Here is a 15,796-nt window from a genome sequence, read left to right as displayed (position 1 = left end):
CTTCACCGGGTAACCTTCACGCCTGCGGGGGGCGGCCGCAACTTCGGTTTGCGACCGCCCCCCGCTTTTTTTCAGCCCTGGTTGAGCACGTACACCGGTGCGCCGTCCTCGGCACCGCCCTGCGAGCGGATGCAGGCGTGCGTGCGCAGGAGACGCAGACACGCGTTGACCTGGCGCACCGTCAGCCCCGTGCGGGCCGCGATGGATTCCAGCGGCTCTCGCAGCTCACCCGTCTCGGCCAGGATCGGGGCGATCACCACGGCGACCGTCCACACGTCCTCCGTCACGGACAGCCGCTGACGCCAGTCGGCGAGTACGGACTGCGTGGTGGTCGGCGCCGTGAGGCGGCCCCCGGGGGCCGGACGCGCGAGGACGAGGGCGTCGAGCCGGTCCGCGATGCGTTCCATCGCCCGGACCATGGCCTGATGCACGGCCAGTGTGGCCTTCTGCGTCGCCAGCGTCTCCCGTTGGACGGCCAGCGTCTCCCGTTGGACGGCCAGCGTCTCCCGCTGGACGTCCAGCATCTCCTTCTGTAGCGCGTTCGATTCCCGCTGCCCGTCCGCGAGTTCCTCGTCCAGCTGGAGGTTGTGCGCCTCGAGCCGGACGATGGCCTCCGCGACCTGCTCGGGCATGGCGTACGCGACGGGCGCCCCCGGTCCGGCCGGCTGCACCTCGGCCTCTTCGAGAGTGTAGGCACCATCCCGCTGCACGGTCTCGATGACCTCGGCGACCCACTGCTTGAAGGGGGCGCAGGCGGGCTTGGTGCAGGCGCTGACAAGGAGGACGAGCCCTTGCAGAGAGATGAGGTTCAGGTCTCGGCGCCACTCCCTGCCTGCGGGAATGCTGAGACCGTAAGCTCCAGTTACGGTCTCGAGAATCTCTCGATGGCTCTCGGGGACATGGTCGGAGAGCGCCTGCCGAGAGTTGGTGTGCCCGAGCTCCTTGCAGACGTCGACCGCCGGGAACCAGTGACTTCCGTCCGGCATGGTCAGCCTGCGGACGCGGGCGCCGGTCGCGGCGTACACGAAGTCGCTGACGTCGATCGCCTCGCGCCGTGCCGTCGAGCCGGACTCGGACTGCTTCTTGGGTTCGTTCATGTGAACCACCTCCGCTGCGGAACGTAGAGCGGATGAAATGGAATATGCCAGCGGAAAGCGGGATGTTCACGATGTCGAGTGAAAAGCGGCGATATCGCTGGCCGGACAGGGCGAAGGGCCCGTCGCAGGGATGCGACGGGCCCTTCTCTGTTCCGCCGGCGTCAGCCGAGCTTGGCGAAGCTGTAGGTGAGGAGCTTCTTCGCGTCCGTCTCGCGCTGGGCGATGGACGTGGAGGCGAGGACGGTGCCGATGACCGTCCTGCCGTTCCGGGTGGCGGCGAAGACCAGGCAGTACTTGGCCTCCGGGCCGGAGCCGGTCTTCACACCGATGGTGCCGCTGTAGCTGCTGAGCAGCCCGTTGGTGTTCTTCCACGTCTTCATGGTGCGGGTGCTGCCGGTCTTCGTGATCGTCTTCGCCGTGTAGGACTTCGTCTTGACGATCGTGCGGAAGGTGGAGCTCTCCATTGCACGGCTGGCGAGCATCGTCAGATCTCGCGGAGTGGAGTAGTTGGCGCCATGCCCGATGCCGTCGAAGGAGTCGAAGTGCGTGTTCTTCAGCCCGAGGTTCTTGGCGGTGGTGTTCATCTTGCCGATGAACGACTTCACGCGAGCTGCCCGCGTCGAGCCCGAGCCGAACTTGTCGGCAAGCGCGTACGCGGCATCACAGCCGGACGGCAGCATGAGACCGTACAACAGCTGGCGGACGGTGACCTTGTCGCCGACGATCAGCCCCGCGTTCGAGGCGTAGTTGTTGTCGACGATGTAGTCGCTGTACGCCTTCTGGACCGTGACCTTGGAGTCGAGGTTGAGGTTCGACTGCGCGAGCACGACCTTGGCGGTCATGATCTTGGTGGTGGAGCCGGTGGACCGCTGGGTGTCGGCCGCCTTGTTGTACAGCGTCGAGCCGGTGACGTTGTTCATCACGTAACCGCCCTTCGCCACGATGGAGGGCGTCGCGACGGCCTGTGCGGGCGCTGCGGTGAGGGCACCGGTGGCGAGCAGCGCGCCGGAGCTGACGGCGACGACGGCGGCTCTGCGGAGGCGGGTGCCCTGAATGCCGGTAATCAAAGTGAATACCTCGAATGTCTTGAATGCCCGTTGTGTGCGGCCTAGTTGAGATGGCAACGGAGCGGGCCGCACGTGTGTGACACGTAAGTAGCACAGAAGGTTGTGCGGTCGCTGCGAGGCGCTTTCGTCACGTCCGCATGATGGACGGCACTCCTGCTTGCGTACGTGTTGTATCTATGCTGTCGGCATGAAAACGGCCGTCGAGCAGTCCGCGCCCCAGTCCTTGAAGCCGCCACCCGCTGCCGACCGCGTGTACGCCCATGTCAAGCGGGGTGTGCTCGACCGCCACTACGAGGGCGGCACCCTGCTCACCGAAGGGGAGCTCGCCGAGGCCGTCGGGGTCTCGCGCACCCCCGTCCGGGAGGGGCTGCTGCGGCTGGAGGCCGAGGGCCTGATCCGCCTCTACCCCAAGAAGGGCGCCCTCGTCCTGCCCGTCTCCGCGCAGGAGATCGCCGATGTGGTGGAGACCCGGCTGCTGGTCGAGGAGCACGCGGCCCGAAAGGCCGTACCCGCCCCTCCGAGCCTGCTGGCACGGCTGACGGAGCTGCTGACGCGGCAGAAGGCGCAGGCCGCCGCCGGTGATCTGGCCGCCGCCGCCGTCACCGACCGCTGCTTCCACGCCGAGATCGTGCGCAGCGGCGGCAACGAGATCCTCTCCCGGCTCTACGACCAGCTGCGCGACCGTCAGCTGCGGATGGGCGTCGCCGTCATGCACTCGCACCCCGACCGGATCGCCAAGACGCTCGCCGAGCACGAGGAGATCCTCGAAGCGCTGCGCGCCGGGGACGCCGAGGCGGCCGTCGGGGTCGTGCACCGGCACGTGAGCTGGTTCTCGCACCTCGCGCGAGGTGAGGTCCGGTGAGCGGTCCCGCGTGCAACGCCACCCTTCCGGGTGATCCGCCCGGCGGCCGGGGCGCCGTCGCCGTGTGGTCCGTAGGCGTGGCCGTCTACTTCGTCGCCGTCATCTTCCGTACGTCGCTGGGCGTGGCCGGGCTCGACGCGGCCGCCCGCTTCCACGTGAGCGCCTCCGCCCTGTCGACGTTCTCCATCCTCCAGCTGCTGGTCTACGCCGGCATGCAGATACCCGTCGGCCTCCTGGTCGACCGGCTCGGCACCAGGAAGGTGCTGAGCATCGGGGCGGTGCTGTTCACCGCCGGGCAGCTGGGCTTCGCCTTCTCCCCCTCGTACGGCACCGCGCTCGCCTCCCGGGCTCTGCTGGGCTGCGGCGACGCCATGACCTTCATCAGCGTGCTGCGGCTCGGCACCCGCTGGTTCCCCGCCCGGCGCGGCCCACTGGTCGCACAGCTCGCGGGCCTGGTCGGTATGGCGGGCAACCTGGTCTCCACCCTCGTCCTCGCCCGGCTGCTGCACGGCATCGGCTGGACCCGGGCGTTCGCGGGCAGCGCGCTCGCGGGCGTGGTCGTCCTCGTCCTGACCCTGCTCTTCCTGAAGGACCACCCCGAGGGACACGAACCGGAGCCGTCGACGCACCGGGGTTCGGTCTACGTCCGCCGGCAGATCGCCGCGGCCTGGCGGGAGCCGGGGACGCGGCTCGGACTGTGGGTGCACTTCACCACCCAGTTCCCGGCGATGGTGTTCCTGCTGCTGTGGGGACTGCCGTTCCTGGTGCAGGCCCAGGGGCTCAGCCGGGCCACGGCCGGCGAGCTGCTCACCCTCGTCGTCCTGTCCAACATGGTGATCGGTCTGGTCTACGGCCAGGTCGTCGCCCGGCACCACGCGGCACGGCTGCCGCTGGCGCTCGGCACGGTGAGCGCGACGGCGCTGCTGTGGGCGGGGACGCTCGCCTACCCCGGGGAGCACGCGCCGATGTGGCTGCTCGTGGTGCTGTGCGCGGTGCTCGGGGCGTGCGGGCCGGCGTCCATGCTCGGCTTCGACTTCGCCCGGCCGGCCAACCCGCCCGAGCGGCAGGGCACCGCGTCCGGCATCACCAACATGGGAGGGTTCATCGCCTCCATGACGACGCTCTTCGCGATCGGCGTGCTGCTGGACGCCACCGGGGACGACTACACCGTGGCCTTCTCCGCGGTGTTCGTGCTCCAGGCGCTCGGGGTCAGTCAGATCCTGCGGTTGCGGGGGCGGGCGGTTCGGCGGGAGCGGGAACGGTTGGTGGCGAGCCGGGTGGAGACGGTGCACGTGCCTGCGGCGTGAGGCGGTGGCTCGCCCACCTTCGCGCCCCGTTTCCGGTGTGTGTGGGGGGCGGGTGTCCGTCGGCGTCTGCGCGCCGGGGGGCCTAGTTGGGGGTTCTCCCACCCGCGCACCCCCCGTTTCGGGTAGGCCGAGAGGCTGGACAGCCTGTGGGGGCGGGCGTCCGCCGGCGGCTTTCCCCCGGTGATCGGGGTCCGCACGGGGACGCCTGCCGCCGAGGCGCCCGGTCCCGAGGCGTCCGGTCCCGAGGCTCCCGGCCCCGAGGCGCCCGGCCCCGGACAGCAGCCCCCGGGATATGTCGCCGGGGGCTGCTCCCGGCATGACTTCCCACCGGGAGCCCCCAGGGACCGCCCCGGGCCCCCGGGGAGCCTCCCCCCGAAATATCTTCCGCGCGACACCTGTCCCCCGGTGTGACTCCCCCCGGGACACCTGCCCCCCGGGACCCCGGCCCCGGGATATCTCGCCCCGGGACCCCTGCCCCCGGCACACCTGCTGCCCGGGACCCCTGCCCCCGGGGCGCCCGGGCTCGGGGCATCCGGGATCGGGACACCTGCCCCCGGCACACCTGCTGCCCCCCCGTGTGACTCTCCCCGGGACACCTGCCCCCCGGTACGAGTCCCCCGGTATGACTCCCCCCGGGACCCTGCCCCCGGGACCCTGCCCCCGAGATATCTCCCCCCGGGGCGCCCCGGGCGCGGGGCGGCCGGGGTCGGGGCGCGCCCGATGTCCGGGCCGCTACGGCGTCACCGTGAAGTTGTGGAGGATGGCTGCCGCCAGGTCCTGGTCGCCCTCGGTCTTCACCCGGTCCGCCACCGCCTGGGGGGTCACCCGGCCGCAGGCCAGGCGGACGTAGGTCTCCCAGTCGAGGGTGAGCGTGGCCGCGGGGCCGAGGGCCGGGGCGGTTTCCACGGTGCCGCGGCCCTGGATGTCGACGCGGACGGTGCGCAGGAACTCGACCGGGCCGTGCACGTCGAACACGATCGCCGAGCTGCGCGGGGCGTCCGCGTCCTTCGCGACGACCTTGGGCAGCGCGGCCAGCAGGACGTCCCGGGTGACGTACGCGCCCGGCGAGTCCAGGTTGCCGGGGCGGCCGAGGGCCGTACGCAGGTCCTGTTCGTGCACCCACACGTCGAACGCGCGGACGCGATAGGCCTGTTCCAGGGTGATCTCGCTGCCCAGCGGGCCGCGCACCATGGTCGCGGGATCGCGGGACTCGTTGCGCAGCTGGCGGTTGCGGCGGATGACGGTGTACTCCAGCTCGGCCGTCATCTCAGGCGCCGTGTGGTGACGGCGGACGTCGACCTGCATCTCCATGTACCGCTGGTGCTCGGTGGCGACGTGGAAGAGGTCGCGCGGCAGGGCGTGGATGGGGCGCGGGTCACCGAGCATCTCGCAGTCGAGCCCGATGACGTGCGACACGATGTCCCGGACCGACCAGCCGGGGCAGGGGGTCCGCCGGTTCCACTCGCCCTCGACGAGCGACTGCGCCATCTCGGATATCGCTTCGATGGAGTGCGTCCAGGCGTCGGCGTAGGGCTGGAGGGTGGGATGCAGACTCACGGAAACGGGACCCCTCGGCGGTCGGTACACGGGCAGGTTGTGGCGGCGTTGCCAGCGGGCGGTGGCTGCACTTCGGCGGGTGTCTTGACGCTAAGTTACGCTGCGGAGAGGCACCCCGGCAGTGCTTTCGTGTGACGATCGTAGGCCCGTGTGGACGACTCGAATTGCCAGGACGGTGGTAGTGTGCGCGCCTCGCTGATCCAGATCGCCGTGGACGAGGACGAATCGGTCGGCTCGCGGCGGCGGCGGGTGGCCGCGCTGGTGCGGGAGCAGGCCGGTGCGGACCTCGTCGTACTGCCCGAGCTGTGGACCACCGGCGCCTTCGCCTACGAGGACTTCGGCCGCGAGGCCGAGCCGCTCGAAGGGCCGACCTGTCAGGCGATGGCCGGAGCGGCGCGTGACGCGGGCGTGTGGCTGCACGCCGGCTCCATTCCCGAGCGGACGGCGTCCGGCGGCGGCTCCGCCACGCAGGACGGTCCCCTCTACAACACGTCTCTCGTCTTCTCCCCCTCCGGTGAACTGGCCGCGGCCTACCGCAAGATCCACCGATTCGGCTTCGACAAGGGCGAGGCCGTACTGATGGGCGCGGGCCGGGAGCTGGTGACGGTCCGGCTGCCCGGGACCACGCTCGGCGTGGCCACCTGCTACGACCTCCGTTTCCCCGAACTCTTCCGTGGACTCGTCGACGCCGGCGCCGAGATGCTGGTGATCCCGGCGGGCTGGCCCGAGCGGCGACGCGCGCACTGGACGCTGCTGGCTCAGGCGCGGGCGGTGGAGAACCAGGCGTTCGTGCTCGCCTGTGGAACGGCCGGGACCCACAGCGGAGTTCCGCAGGCGGGTCACTCGATCGTGGTCGATCCGTGGGGCGAGGTGCTCGCCGAGGCCGGCTCGGGCGAGGAGGTCCTCACCGTCGACCTCGACCCGGCGAAGGTGTCCGCCACCCGCGAGCAGTTCCCTGCGCTGAAGGACCGCGTCCTCGGTCTTCAGGCGCCCACGCACCGGGATTAGCCCGGCCGCCGGGGTCAGTCCTCCTCCCCCTCCTTCTCCGAGAGGTGGATGACGCACACCGCCACCGCGATCAGCAGCGCCGGGTCGGCGTCCTCCCGTACGACGTCGACGCCGTAGGTGTCGCGCACGGTCAGCCAGCGGCGCGAGATCACCGCGAGCAGTTCACCGTCGTACTCGACGGCGAACTCGCGGTCCAGGATCTTTCCGCTGACGTCGAGTTCGGTGCCGTCCACCAGGGAGACCCGGTAGTGGTTGCGCAGCAGGGACAGCCGTTTGCGCCTGATCCTGGCCAGGGCCTCGCCGTCCCGTTCGATCACCATCGTGTCGCGCAGGGCGAACATCTTCTGGTGGATGTCGATCAGGATCCGCCCCTGGGCGTCCTTCAGCTCGAAGGTGTCCCGCAGCCGCATCGCCTTGCCGTCGACGAGGAACACCTTCCGGCCGTGCTCGTCCTCGATCCACCAGTCGTCACCGATGCCGAGGATCCGGTCGCGTACGAGGAATCTCATACAGGTCATGCTTCCCCGGCACCGGCTGATCGTCACAGGGCCGTGCCCGCCGGCCTCCTCCCGGCCCGGATGTCATGGTCGACCGGGGCTCATCCACGAGGCCGACGGCTGCGGCTGCGGCTGCGGTTACGGCGCTCGCGACCGTGGGGCCGCCCGCACGGAGGAGCACGGCCGCGCGCTCCGGGTTCCCGACGGCCGCCCCCGCCGCCGCCCCTCCGGCCGGCCCCCCGCCGAACCGTCTCCGGTACGCCGACGGGCTCAGCCCCGTCTCCCGCCGCAGCCGTGCCCGCAGGTTGGCCGCCGTACCCAGGCCGCTGCGTGCCGCCACGACGTCCAGCCGCTGTTCGCCCCGCTCGATCAGCCGGCAGGCCAGCGCCACGCGCTCCCCGGTGAGCCAGGCCAGCGGGGTCGTCCCCAGCTGGCCGCGGAAGCGGCGGTGCAGAGTGGCGGGGGAGACGGCCGCGCGGGCGGCGAGAGCCGCGACGGTCAGCGGCTCGCCCAGCCGTTCCTGGGCCCAGGCCAGCAGCGGGCCGAGCGACGCGTCGGGCACCTCCGGCACCGGCCGCTCCACGAACTGCCGTTGTCCGCCGTCCCGGTGCGCGGCGAAGACGAGGCGGCGGGAGACGGCGTTGGCCGTCTCCGCACCGTGATCGCGCCGCCAGATGTGCAGGCCGAGGTCGAGCGCGGCGGCGCTGCCCGCGGCGGTGAGGACGTCACCGCCGTCCACGAAGAGCACGTCCGGCTCCAGCAGCACCGCCGGATGCAGCTCCCGGAAGGCGTCCGCCCACATCCAGTGCGTGGTGGCGCGGCGTCCGTCCAGCAGGCCCGCCTCGGCGAGCGCGAAGGTGCCGGTGCAGAAGCCGACGATACGGGCGCCACGCGCGTGCGCGCGGCGGATCGCGGCCAGGACGTCGGGTCCGCGCGGTACGACGTTGTCCGGGCGGCCGGGGACCACCAGGGTGTCCGCCCCGTCCACCGCCCGGAGTCCGGGCAGGCCGCTCATGGTGAAGAAGCCGTGGTTCATCCGCACCGCGCGCGTGGGCGCGCACAGTGTCACCTCGTAGAGGGGCTGCCGCCGGCCCAGCTCGGGCCGGGGCAGCCCGAACAGCTCGGTGGCGACGCCGACCTCGAACGGGTTCGTGCCCTCGTCGACGATCACGACGACCCGGTGCGGTGCCTGAGAGGATCGTTGCGGCATGTGCGATTCCTAGCACTCGTGGGACGGTCCCGTCACCCGCACGATGAGCGCATGGAACCGATCTCCCTGGAAACGGCCCTCGCCTCCTTCACCGCGCGGTGGAGCCCCCGCATCGTCACGACCGTCAACGACTACGACGTGCGCGTGGCGAAGGTGGAGGGCGAGCACGTCTGGCACGTCCACGACCACACCGACGAGTTCTTCCTGGTCCTCACCGGCGAACTGCGCATCGGCCTGCGCGAGCCCGCCGGCGAGCGCACGGTGGTCCTGCCCCGGGGCTCGGTGTTCACCGTCCCGCGCGGCACCGAACACAAGCCGTACGCGCGCGTGCCGACCGAGATCCTGCTCTTCGAGCCCAGCGGCACCCTCACCGTCGGCGACCGGCACGAGGACGTGCCCGGCCACGTGGACGCGACCACGGGCCACGCGCTCACCTGACGGGTTCTCACCCGGCCGAGGCCACCGGGCGGCCCCACCGGACCGGGCCTCAACTGACCGGCACCGGAATCCGCCGGGACGGCGGGTGATGCCCGGGTGAACTTCACTGCCGCCCTCGCCGTGCCGTGCGTCCTGGCCGGCAGTGCCGCCGCCGTCCCGGTCTCCGCCGTCCCGGTCTCCGCCGGCGCGGCGGTCCCCGGGGCCACCGCGGAGGTCGACCGGTACGGCTGGCAGCTCGCCCACACCGCCGCGCCCGGCCAGGCCGACAAGGTGACCGTGACCGCGTCCCGCACCACCGACGGCATCACCTAGGTGATCGACGACGTCGTCCCGGTCGGCGCGGGCAACGGCTGCGTCCATCCGGACGCCGCTGATCACACCAAGGTCTCCTGCACGGTCACCGCCGAGGAGAGCCAGGACCCGTACGCCGCCCTCGCCATGGACCTCGGCGACCGCGACGACACCGTCGCCTACGCGAACAGGACCGACCAGGTGTACCGCTTCGCCCGGATCTCCCTGGGCGCCGGCAACGACCGGCTCACCGACAGCGGGCGCCTCGACGGCAACGACGTCTCGGGCGGCGCCGGCGACGACACCCTCACGGTCGGCGAGGCGGATCCGGCCTTCGGCGGCGCCGCCGACGACACGGTCCACGCCGACGGCGACCTGGTCATCGCCAAGGGCGGCAAGGGCGACGACGTGCTGCGCGGCGGTGCCGACGGCCAGGACCTGTCCGGCGACGACGGTGACGACACCCTCTGCGGCGGGGCCGGCGCCGAGACCCTGTACGGCGGCAGGGGCGCCGACGCCCTGCACGGCGGCGCCGGGAGGGACAGGCTCCACGGCAACAGCGGGAACGACCGGCTGTACGGCGGCCCCGGCCGGGACACGCTCTCCGGGGGGCCCGGCCGCGACGTGGTCCACCAGGGCTGACGACCGGACGGACCGGAGTTGTCCACAGGGCCGGACCGGTCGTCGGCGCCGGATGGCACCCTGGGAACCATGACCGACTCCGCACCCCGGCGCGTCCGCGTCCGCGCCCCCGAGCTGACCGGCAGGGGCGGTTGGATCAACACCGGCGGGAAGAACCTGAAGCTCGCCGACCTCCGCGGCCGCATCCTGGTGCTGGACTTCTGGACCTCCTGCTGCATCAACTGCCTGCACGTCCTGGACGAGCTGCGTGAGCTGGAGGAGAAGTACCGGGACACGGTCGTGGTGGTCGGGGTGCACTCGCCGAAGTTCGTGCACGAGGCCGATCACCGGGCGGTCGTGGACGCGGTCGAGCGTCACGGCGTGGCGCACCCGGTGCTGGACGACCCGGAGCTGGCCACCTGGAAGCAGTACGCGGTCCGGGCGTGGCCGACGCTCACCGTCATCGATCCCGAGGGGTACGTCGTCGCGCAGCACGCGGGCGAGGGGCACGTGCACGCCATCGGGCGGCTGGTCGAGGAGCTGGCGGCCGAGCACGGGGCGAAGGGCACCCTGCGCCGCGGTGACGGCCCGTACGTGCCGCCGGAGCCGGAGCCGACGGCGCTGCGCTTCCCCGGCAAGGCGCTGCTGCTGCCGTCGGGGACCTTCCTGGTCAGCGACACCACCCGGCACCAGCTGGTGGAACTGGCCGAGGACGCCGAGACCGTCGTACGCCGGATCGGCTCCGGCGTGCGCGGGTTCACCGACGGCGGCCCGCGGGAGGCGTCCTTCGACGAGCCGCAGGGTCTCGCCCTCCTCGACGACGGTGCGGTCGTGGTCGCCGACACCGTCAACCACGCCCTGCGCCGACTGGATCCGGCCACGGGTGAGGTGACCACCCTGGCGGGCACCGGGAAGCAGTGGTGGCGGGGATCGGCGACCTCGGGTGCGGCCCGGGAGGTGGATCTTTCCTCACCGTGGGACGTGGCGGTCTTCGGCGGCCGGGTGTGGATCGCCATGGCGGGCGTCCACCAGCTGTGGACGTACGACCCGGCCGCCCGCACGGTCGCCGTGGCGGCGGGCACCGCCGACGAGGGCCTGGTGGACGGCCCCGCCGCCGAGGCCTGGTTCGCCCAGCCGTCCGGGCTCGCGGCCACCGCCGACCGGCTGTGGCTCGCCGACTCCGAGACGAGCGCCCTGCGCTGGGTGGACCACGACGGGCAGGTTCACACGGCCGTCGGGACCGGCCTGTTCGACTTCGGCCACCGGGACGGCGCCGCGGACCGGGCCCTGCTCCAGCACCCGCTGGGGGTCACCGCCCTGCCGGACGGCTCGGTCGCCGTCGCCGACACGTACAACCACGCCCTGCGCCGCTACGACCCGGCCACCGGTGAGGTCACCACGCTCGCCACCGATCTGCGCGAGCCCGCCGACGCGGTCGTCGCCGGCGCGGACATCGTGGTCGTGGAGTCGGCGCGGCACCGGTTGACCCGGCTGCGGCTGCCGGAGGAAGTGGTGCGGGCGGAGTCGGTCGCCCACCGCACCCGGCGGGCCGTCACGGAGGTCGCTCCCGGCCGCCTCCGCCTGGATGTGGTCCTCCAGCTCCCCGCGGGCCGGAGACTCGACACGGGCTACGGGCCCGCCACCCGCCTGATGGTCTCCTCCACCCCGCCCGAGCTGCTGCTCAAGGGCGAGGGAGCCGGCCCGGACCTCTTCCGGGAGCTGGCGCTGGACCCGGCCGTCCCGGAGGGCGTCCTGCACGTCCGCGCCAGGGCGGTGTCCTGCGACGACACCGCGTCCGGCGGCGGCCCGGCCGGGGACGCCGACGCGTATCCCGCCTGCCATGCCCATCAGCAGGACCGGGATGTCCCGGTCCGTCTCACCGAGGGCGGCGCCGACCGCCTGCCGCTCGTCCTGGCGGGCCCGGACGAGCAGGAGGCGGTGGATCAGACGCCGTAGCCGTCGGAGTAGCCGTCGACGTGGTGGTGGCGGGGCTCCTCTTCCACCACCGGTGTCGTCGGCACCACGACGCGGCGGCGGCGCGCGATGCCGCTGAACGTCGCCACCCCGATCAGGCCCACGGCCATCAGGATGAGCCCGACCACGGTGACGTTGACGCCCGTCATGTGCCAGTCGGTCGCGAACGTCAGGATGGCCCCTATGCCGATGAGGATGATGCATCCGCCGAGACCCATGAGACCTCGCCTCCCCTTCCGGTTCCGGAATCTCCGGTGCCGTCCGGGTACCCGGCGCGGGCCCGACTAGGCCGTGTCGCCGAACTCCCGCCGCTTTCCCCGGGGATGGCGGCCGGCGTCAGCCCTCCAGGAAGGCCGTGAGGGCGTTCGCGAGGAGGAACGGGTCGTCCGCGCCGCACAGTTCGCGCACGCTGTGCATGGAGAGGATCGCGACGCCGATGTCGACCGTGCGGATGCCGTGCCGGGCCGCGGTGATGGGACCGATGGTGGTGCCGCACGGCATGGAGTTGTTGGAGACGAAGCTCTGGAAGGGGACGTCCGCCTTCTCGCAGGCCGCGGCGAACACCGCGCGGCCCGAACCGTCCGTGGCATAGCGGTTGTTGACGTTGACCTTGAGGATGGGGCCGCCGTTGACCCGCGGGTGGTGCGTCGGGTCGTGCCGCTCGGCGTAGTTGGGGTGCACGGCGTGGCCCGTGTCGGAGGACAGGCAGACCGTGCCGGCGAAGGCCCGGGCGCGGTCCTCGTACGTGCCGCCGCGCGCGAACACCGAGCGTTCCAGCACCGATCCGAGCAGCGGGCCGTCGGCGCCGGTGTCCGACTGGGAGCCGTTCTCCTCGTGGTCGAAGGCGGCCAGCACGGGGATGCGGGCGGGCGGGGTGTCCGAGGCGGCGACGGCGGTCAGCGCGGCCGCACCGGCGTGCACGGACAGCAGGTTGTCCATGCGCGGGCCGGCGACCAGCTCCCGGTCCCGGCCGAGGTAGGCGGGGGCCTCCACCGGGTGCGCCATCAGGTCCCAGCCGGCCACCGAGCCCGCCGCGAGCCCGGCCTCCTCCTCCAGGAAGGCGATCAGGTCGCCGTCGCGCACCTCGCCGCCGAGACCCCACACCGGCTGGAGGTGGCGCTGCTTGTCCAGCTTGAGTCCCTCGGCGGAGACCGAGCGGTCCAGGTGGATGGCGAGCTGCGGCACCCGCAGCAGCGGCCGGTCGACGTCGACGAGGGCCGAGGAGCCGTCGCGCAGGGTGAGCCGGCCGGCCAGGCCCAGGTCGCGGTCCAGCCAGGAGTTCAGCAGCGGGCCGCCGTAGATCTCCACGGCGACCTGGCGCCAGCCGTGCGCCCCGCTGTCGGGGCGGGGCTTGACGCGCAGGCTGGGGGAGTCGGTGTGCGCGCCGATGATGTGGAAGGGGGTGTGCGGCTCGGCGCCCTCGGGGACGTACCAGGCCACGATCGCGCCGCCGCGCAGCACGTACCGGCCGCCGTGCGTGCCGTCCCAGGCATCCGTCTCGGCGACCTGCCTGAAGCCTGCCTTCTCCAGCCGCTCGGCGGTGTTCGCGACGGCGTGGTACGGCGTGGGGCTCACCGCCAGGAAGGTCATCAGGTCGTCGGTGTGGCCGCGGTCGAAGCGGGCTGCTGCGCTCATGGGTTCACCTTAACGACGTGCACGGGCCCGCTCCCGGTGGGAGAGCGGGCCCGTGCGGGCAATCAACGGATACGGACGCCGGATTCCGGTTTGTGCTCCGGGCCGGGGCCGGGCCGGTGCCTAGAAGGCGGCCTCGTCCAGCTCCATCAGGTCGAGCTCGACGCCGGCGGCGACCTTGCGGGCGAGCGTGACGCCCGGCAGGACGTTCGCCGCGAAGAACTTCGCCGCGGCGATCTTGCCGGTGTAGAACGCCTTGTCCCTCGCCGAGGCCGTGGCCAGCTTCTCGGCGGCGATGGCGGCGCCCCTGAGCAGCAGGTAACCGACGACGACGTCACCGGAGGCCATCAGCAGGCGGGTGGTGTTCAGGCCCACCTTGTAGATGTTCTTGGTGTCCTGCTCGGTGGCGGCGAGGTCGGTCAGCATCAGGCCGACGATCGCCTCCAGCTCCACGGCGGCCTTGGCCAGGTGCTCGCGGGCGCCGGCCAGTTCCTCGCCGCCGGTGCCGAGCGCGAGGAACTTCTTGATGTCCTCGGCGAGCGAGTTCAGCGCGGTGCCCTGGTTGCGGACGATCTTGCGGAAGAAGAAGTCCTGGCCCTGGATCGCCGTGGTGCCCTCGTACAGGGTGTCGATCTTGGAGTCCCGGATGTACTGCTCGATCGGGTACTCCTGGAGGAAGCCGGAGCCGCCGAAGGTCTGGAGCGACTGGGCGAGCTGCTCGTAGCCCTTCTCGGAGCCGTAGCCCTTGACGATGGGCAGCAGCAGGTCGTTCAGCGCGTGCTCGGCGGAGGCGTCCTCGCCGTTCGCCTCCTTGATCTGGATGGCGTCCTGGACCGAGGCGGTGTGGAGCACGAGGGCGCGCATGCCCTCGGCGTACGCCTTCTGCGTGATCAGCGCGCGGCGCACGTCGGGGTGGTGGGTGATGGTGACCTTGGGCGCGGTCTTGTCCAGGAAGTTGGCCAGGTCCGGGCCCTGGACGCGCTCCTTGGCGTACTCCAGCGCGTTGAGGTAGCCGGTGGAGAGCGTGGAGATCGCCTTCGTGCCGACCATCATGCGGGCGAACTCGATGATGCGGAACATCTGGCGGATGCCGTCGTGCTTGTCGCCGATCAGCCAGCCCTTGGCGGGGTGCTTGTCGCCGAAGGTCATCTCGCACGTGTTGGAGGCCTTGAGGCCCATCTTGTGCTCGACGTTGGTGGCGTAGACGCCGTTGCGCTCGCCCAGTTCGCCGGTCTCGAAGTCGAAGAGGTACTTCGGGACGAGGAAGAGGGACAGGCCCTTGGTGCCGGGGCCGGCGCCCTCGGGGCGCGCGAGGACGTAGTGGAGGATGTTCTCCGACATGTCGTGCTCACCCGAGGTGATGAAGCGCTTCACGCCCTCGATGTGCCACGAGCCGTCCTCCTGCTGGATCGCCTTGGTGCGGCCGGCGCCCACGTCGGAGCCCGCGTCGGGCTCGGTGAGCACCATGGTGGAGCCCCACTGCTTCTCCACGGCGACCTTGGCGATGTGCTTCTGGACCTCGTTGCCCTCCTCGAAGAGGATGCCGGCGAACGCGGGGCCCGAGGAGTACATCCACACGGCCGGGTTGGCGCCCAGGATCAGCTCGGCGTAGGCCCAGATGAGGGAGCGGGGCGAGGTGGTGCCGCCGATCTCCTCGGGCAGGCCGAGCCGCCAGTACTCGGAGTCCATGAAGGCCTGGTAGCTCTTCTTGAACGACGCGGGGACCGGCGCGGTGTTGGTCTCCGGGTCGAAGACGGGCGGGTTGCGGTCCGCGTCGGTGAAGGACTCGGCCAGTTCGTTCTCGGAGAGGCGGGTCAGCTCCTCCAGGACGCTCTTGGCGGTCTCGACGTCCATCTCCTCGAACGGGCCGGTGCCGTAGACCTTGTCGCGCCCGAGTACCTCGAAGAGGTTGAACTCGATGTCGCGGAGATTCGACTTGTAGTGCCCCATGGCGACGGCTCCGTTGAGAGATCGGCGAGGCACTGACTCCTCGCACCTAGTTCACGTACCAACAAGTAGCTCCGATGATGCTACCCGTCGGTAATAAGACGCAACCCCTGCCGGCCGAAGTGTGAGAAGGGTCTACCCGGCCGCGCCTGTGAACAGGGTCGTCCGGCGGTCGGACTGCCCGGCCGAAGACGGGCGACCGCCCGGTACGGGCACCCCGCGCGCTCCGGGACGGCGCCCTGTTCCGGACGGGGCCCTTCCCGGGCCGCCGCCTCGGTACGCTTGCGC

General features: G+C 71.7%; 14 protein-coding genes and 1 pseudogene. 7 read left to right on the top strand and 8 right to left on the bottom strand.

Features of this window, described 5'->3' with window-relative positions; translation table 11 throughout:
- Positions 1-71 precede the first annotated feature (71 nt).
- Positions 72-1,097 (bottom strand): BRO family protein, encoded by a 1,026-nt coding sequence (locus ABZ117_RS09565; RefSeq protein ID WP_356818982.1) that lies wholly within the window; start codon positions 1,095-1,097, stop codon positions 72-74.
- 161 nt (positions 1,098-1,258) lie between these two features.
- The gene (locus ABZ117_RS09560; RefSeq protein WP_356818980.1) at positions 1,259-2,164 is read right to left on the bottom strand and encodes a D-alanyl-D-alanine carboxypeptidase; all 906 of its coding nucleotides are present in this window, start codon (positions 2,162-2,164) and stop codon (positions 1,259-1,261) included.
- 187 nt (positions 2,165-2,351) lie between these two features.
- On the opposite strand from ABZ117_RS09560, the gene ABZ117_RS09555 reads away from it, so the two are divergent.
- Both ABZ117_RS09555 and ABZ117_RS09550 read left to right on the top strand, forming a co-directional pair.
- Positions 2,352-3,026: a GntR family transcriptional regulator gene (locus ABZ117_RS09555; protein ID WP_356818979.1), complete on the top strand. Its 675-nt coding sequence runs from the start codon at positions 2,352-2,354 to the stop codon at positions 3,024-3,026.
- Positions 3,023-4,333 carry an MFS transporter gene (locus ABZ117_RS09550; protein ID WP_356818977.1) on the top strand — a complete coding sequence of 437 codons (1,311 nt, stop codon included), beginning with the start codon at positions 3,023-3,025 and terminating at the stop codon, positions 4,331-4,333. The genes ABZ117_RS09555 and ABZ117_RS09550 overlap by 4 nt, the downstream gene beginning before the upstream one ends.
- A gap of 732 nt (positions 4,334-5,065) precedes the next feature.
- Here ABZ117_RS09550 and ABZ117_RS09545 read toward each other — a convergent pair.
- Positions 5,066-5,890: a maleylpyruvate isomerase family mycothiol-dependent enzyme gene (locus ABZ117_RS09545; RefSeq protein WP_356818976.1), complete on the bottom strand. Its 825-nt coding sequence runs from the start codon at positions 5,888-5,890 to the stop codon at positions 5,066-5,068.
- A gap of 183 nt (positions 5,891-6,073) precedes the next feature.
- Between ABZ117_RS09545 and ABZ117_RS09540 the strand changes: the two genes are divergently transcribed.
- The gene (locus tag ABZ117_RS09540; RefSeq protein WP_356818974.1) at positions 6,074-6,898 is read left to right on the top strand and encodes a carbon-nitrogen family hydrolase; all 825 of its coding nucleotides are present in this window, start codon (positions 6,074-6,076) and stop codon (positions 6,896-6,898) included.
- 14 nt (positions 6,899-6,912) lie between these two features.
- On the opposite strand, the gene ABZ117_RS09535 is transcribed toward ABZ117_RS09540, so the two are convergent.
- Both ABZ117_RS09535 and ABZ117_RS09530 read right to left on the bottom strand, forming a co-directional pair.
- Entirely contained in the window at positions 6,913-7,407 is a 495-nt protein-coding gene (locus ABZ117_RS09535) for an LURP-one-related family protein (protein WP_356818973.1), read from the bottom strand.
- A 217-nt stretch (positions 7,408-7,624) separates the two neighbouring features.
- A pseudogene (locus tag ABZ117_RS09530) lies at positions 7,625-8,605 on the bottom strand (helix-turn-helix domain-containing protein); the annotation flags it as partial.
- Between the two features lie 51 nt (positions 8,606-8,656).
- On the opposite strand from ABZ117_RS09530, the gene ABZ117_RS09525 reads away from it, so the two are divergent.
- The 4 genes from ABZ117_RS09525 to ABZ117_RS09510 all read left to right on the top strand — a co-directional run bounded on the left by ABZ117_RS09525 (position 8,657) and on the right by ABZ117_RS09510 (position 11,911).
- A complete protein-coding gene (locus ABZ117_RS09525) occupies positions 8,657-9,043 on the top strand; it encodes a cupin domain-containing protein (RefSeq protein ID WP_356818971.1) in 387 nt (128 codons plus the stop codon).
- 96 nt (positions 9,044-9,139) lie between these two features.
- Complete coding sequence (locus tag ABZ117_RS09520) at positions 9,140-9,355, top strand: hypothetical protein (RefSeq protein ID WP_356818970.1); 216 nt, start codon at positions 9,140-9,142, stop codon at positions 9,353-9,355.
- Positions 9,356-9,976 carry a calcium-binding protein gene (locus tag ABZ117_RS09515; protein ID WP_356818968.1) on the top strand — a complete coding sequence of 207 codons (621 nt, stop codon included), beginning with the start codon at positions 9,356-9,358 and terminating at the stop codon, positions 9,974-9,976. It begins immediately after the preceding gene.
- 69 nt (positions 9,977-10,045) lie between these two features.
- The gene (locus ABZ117_RS09510; protein WP_356818966.1) at positions 10,046-11,911 is read left to right on the top strand and encodes an NHL domain-containing thioredoxin family protein; all 1,866 of its coding nucleotides are present in this window, start codon (positions 10,046-10,048) and stop codon (positions 11,909-11,911) included.
- Here the strand turns inward: ABZ117_RS09510 and ABZ117_RS09505 are convergent.
- The 3 genes from ABZ117_RS09505 to ABZ117_RS09495 form a co-directional block, all read right to left on the bottom strand.
- Positions 11,899-12,147 carry a hypothetical protein gene (locus tag ABZ117_RS09505; RefSeq protein WP_356818964.1) on the bottom strand — a complete coding sequence of 83 codons (249 nt, stop codon included), beginning with the start codon at positions 12,145-12,147 and terminating at the stop codon, positions 11,899-11,901. The genes ABZ117_RS09510 and ABZ117_RS09505 overlap by 13 nt on opposite strands.
- A gap of 118 nt (positions 12,148-12,265) precedes the next feature.
- Positions 12,266-13,564, bottom strand: coding sequence for a M18 family aminopeptidase (locus tag ABZ117_RS09500; RefSeq protein WP_356818963.1), 1,299 nt, complete (start codon positions 13,562-13,564; stop codon positions 12,266-12,268).
- 120 nt (positions 13,565-13,684) lie between these two features.
- Complete coding sequence (locus tag ABZ117_RS09495) at positions 13,685-15,511, bottom strand: acyl-CoA dehydrogenase (RefSeq protein WP_356818961.1); 1,827 nt, start codon at positions 15,509-15,511, stop codon at positions 13,685-13,687.
- Positions 15,512-15,796: the final 285 nt, after the last annotated feature.

The sequence above is a fragment of the Streptomyces sp. NPDC006309 genome, from assembly GCF_040613095.1.
Taxonomy (GTDB): Bacteria; Actinomycetota; Actinomycetes; order Streptomycetales; family Streptomycetaceae; genus Streptomyces.
This window is presented reverse-complemented; position numbering and strand designations above follow the sequence as displayed.